This is a genomic window from Streptomyces sp. WELS2 (assembly GCF_013870595.1).
In the GTDB taxonomy this organism is placed as follows: Bacteria; Actinomycetota; Actinomycetes; order Streptomycetales; family Streptomycetaceae; genus Streptomyces.
Genome location: NZ_JACBWZ010001040.1, coordinates 1 through 1955, shown reverse-complemented (window position 1 = coordinate 1955; position 1955 = coordinate 1). Strand labels below are relative to the sequence as shown.

General features: G+C 72.5%; 2 protein-coding genes. Both read right to left on the bottom strand.

The window, feature by feature from the left end:
- Positions 1–142 precede the first annotated feature (142 nt).
- On the bottom strand, positions 143–313 hold the full coding sequence (locus tag H5J33_RS33330) for a Trm112 family protein (RefSeq protein WP_181798431.1): 171 nt from the start codon (positions 311–313) through the stop codon (positions 143–145).
- Positions 314–386: 73 nt separating this feature from the next.
- Positions 387–1751: a phosphomannomutase/phosphoglucomutase gene (locus tag H5J33_RS33325; RefSeq protein WP_181798430.1), complete on the bottom strand. Its 1365-nt coding sequence runs from the start codon at positions 1749–1751 to the stop codon at positions 387–389.
- Positions 1752–1955 lie beyond the last annotated feature (204 nt).

Here is a 1955-nt window from a genome sequence, read left to right as displayed (position 1 = left end):
GTCGAGCAGCGTTTCGTCCAGCATGGGCGGCAGCCTCCGGTCGCCGGGGATCCTGGGGTGCTACGAGGGGACGGGCCTGATCGCGTGGGGCGGCGGCCGGACCGGGTGGCGCCGGCCCTCCCGCCCGCGGTGCCGGGACCGATCAGGCGGGGCGACGGGCCTCGTCGACCAGCAGGACCGGGATGCCGTCGCGGACCGGGTAGGCGAGGCCGCAGTCCGGGCCGGTGCAGATCAGCTCGGTGTCCTGCTCCTTCAGGGGGGCGTGGCAGGCCGGGCAGGCGAGGATCTCCAGGAGGCCGGCTTCGAGCGCCATGGGGTGTCCCTTCGGGGGGCGGGTGGGTGTTCGTGGATTGCCTGGTCAGCGTACCGCCGATGGGGCGGACCGCTCAGCCCCTGATGATCGCCAGGGCCTCGTCGCGGATCTTGGTCAGCGTGACCTCGTCCTTCGCCTCGGCGTTCAGCCGGAGCAGCGGCTCGGTGTTGGACGGGCGGACGTTGAACCACCAGTCGGCGGCGGCGACCGTGAGGCCGTCGAGGTCGTCGAGGGTGACGTCGGCGCGGCCCTCGTACGCGGCGCGGACCGCGGCGAGGCGGCCGGGCTGGTCGGCGACCGTGGAGTTGATCTCGCCGGAACCGCGGTAGCGGTCGTACTGCGCGACCAGGGCGGACAGCGGGCCGTCCTGGCCGCCGAGCGCCGCGAGGACGTGCAGGGCGGCCAGCATGCCGGTGTCGGCGTTCCAGAAGTCCTTGAAGTAGTAGTGCGCCGAGTGCTCGCCGCCGAAGATGGCGCCGGTGCGGGCCATCTCGGCCTTGATGAAGGAGTGGCCGACCCGCGTGCGGACCGGGGTGCCGCCGTTCTGCCGTACGACCTCGGGGACCGTGCGGGAGGTGATCAGGTTGTGGATGACGGTGCCCCTGCCGCCGTTGCGGGCCAGTTCGCGCGCGGCGACCAGCGCGGTGATCGCGGACGGGGAGACGGGGTCGCCGTTCTCGTCCACGACGAAGCAGCGGTCGGCGTCGCCGTCGAAGGCGATGCCGAGGTCGGCGCCCTCCGCCGGGACCCGCTTCTGCAGGTCCACCAGGTTGGCCGGGTCGAGTGGGTTGGCCTCGTGGTTGGGGAAGGTGCCGTCCAGCTCGAAGTACATCGGGACGAGGGTCAGCGGCAGACCGGCGAAGACGGAGGGGACGGTGTGGCCGCCCATGCCGTTGCCGGCGTCGACCACGACCTTCAGGGGGCGGATGGCGGAGAGGTCGACCAGGGAGCGCAGGTGCGCCGCGTAGTCCTCCAGCGTCTCGTTCGCGGAGAGGGTTCCGGGCCGGGCCGCGGGTGCCGGGGCACCCTCGGCGAGCCAGCGCTCGGCCAGTTCCCGGATCTCGGTGAGCCCGGTGTCCTGGCCGACGGGGGCGGCCCCCGCGCGGCACATCTTGATGCCGTTGTACCGGGCCGGGTTGTGGGAGGCCGTGAACATAGCGCCCGGGAGGTTCAGCGCGCCCGAGGCGTAGTACAGCTGGTCGGTGGAGCACAGGCCGATCTCCACGACGTCCACGCCACGGTCCGCCGCGCCGTGCGCGAAGGCGCGGGACAGGCCCGGGGACGAGGGGCGCATGTCGTGGCCGACGACGATGGCCGCCGCCGCTGTCACCTGCGCGAAGGCGGCGCCGAAGAGCCTGGCCAGTGCCTCGTCCCACTGGTCCGGGACCACTCCGCGTACGTCGTACGCCTTCACGATCTGTGACAGATCAGCAGTCACGGCCATCCTCCTGAAAGTGCTGTGGGTGCCCAAAACTACCCGTCGGGCGGCGGGGAGCGGTGTGCGGACACCAGGCGGAGGTCCGGGGACGTCGCCCTGCGTGGTCAGTTGTCCGGGGAACGCAAGACCCTGAGGTGGCCGCGGCGGGCGACCTCCAGTGGACCTGGCCCGCTTCCTGTGCGGAGAGATCGCCTCCCTCGTCGC

Excerpts from the sequence above, each read along its gene's own strand:
- H5J33_RS33330 (WP_181798431.1), bottom strand. The coding sequence starts at position 313 with ATGGCGCTCGAAGCCGGCCTCCTGGAGATCCTCGCCTGCCCGGCCTGC.